Here is a 734-nt window from a genome sequence, read left to right as displayed (position 1 = left end):
ACCGCACGTCGGTCGGCGCCAAGGTCATCGTGATGTAAAGGAGCATGATCCCGAAAAGTGGAAGCCGGTTTTCGGAAGAGATCATGGTCAACTAAAGAGTTTCGCAAGCGGACCGTCTAGGCAACAACAAGACGTCCTGAAACAAAAAACCGGGCTGTTGGGGCCCGGTTTTTTGTTTTTGGTCTTTGGATCGGAATTCGCTCCGCCACGCCACGCGGCCGGCAGAGTGGATTCTCAGGCGACCTGCTCGACCTGCTGCACCTCGGGAACAAAATGGCGAAGCAGGTTCTGGATGCCGTGCTTCAGCGTCGCCGTCGACGACGGGCAGCCGGCGCAGGCGCCCTTCATATGCAGGAACACCGTGCCGTTCTCGAAACCGCGGAAGGTGATGTCGCCGCCGTCCTGCGCGACGGCCGGGCGCACCCGCGTGTCGAGCAGTTCCTTGATGGTCAGCACCAGCTCCTCGTCGGCCTTGTCGTAGAACTCGCCGGTCCCGCCGGCTTCGCTCGCCGGAGCGGCCGAAGCCATGACCGGCGCGCCGGACATGAAATGCTCCATGATGGCGCCGAGGATCGCCGGCTTCAGATGCTGCCAGTCCGGGCCGTCCTTGGTCACAGTGATGAAATCATAGCCGAAGAAAACCCCGGTGACGCCCGGGATCTCGAAAAGCCGGCCGGCCAGCGGCGAGGCCTCCGCCGCGGCTTCGGCGTTGCGGAAATCGGCGGGGCCCTCGC

Annotated in this window: 1 protein-coding gene; it reads right to left on the bottom strand. The window is 63.2% G+C overall.

Annotation, left to right across the window (positions count from 1 at the left end):
* Window positions 1-234: 234 nt before the first annotated feature.
* Window positions 235-734, bottom strand: a 500-nt coding sequence (locus tag EOD07_RS36400; RefSeq protein WP_164772959.1) for a NifU family protein, incomplete at its 5' end; no start/stop codon positions are given.

The organism is Mesorhizobium sp. M2C.T.Ca.TU.002.02.1.1 (assembly GCF_003997225.1).
The sequence above is the reverse complement of the archived record's forward strand: the minus strand, read 5'-3'. Positions and strand labels throughout refer to the sequence as shown.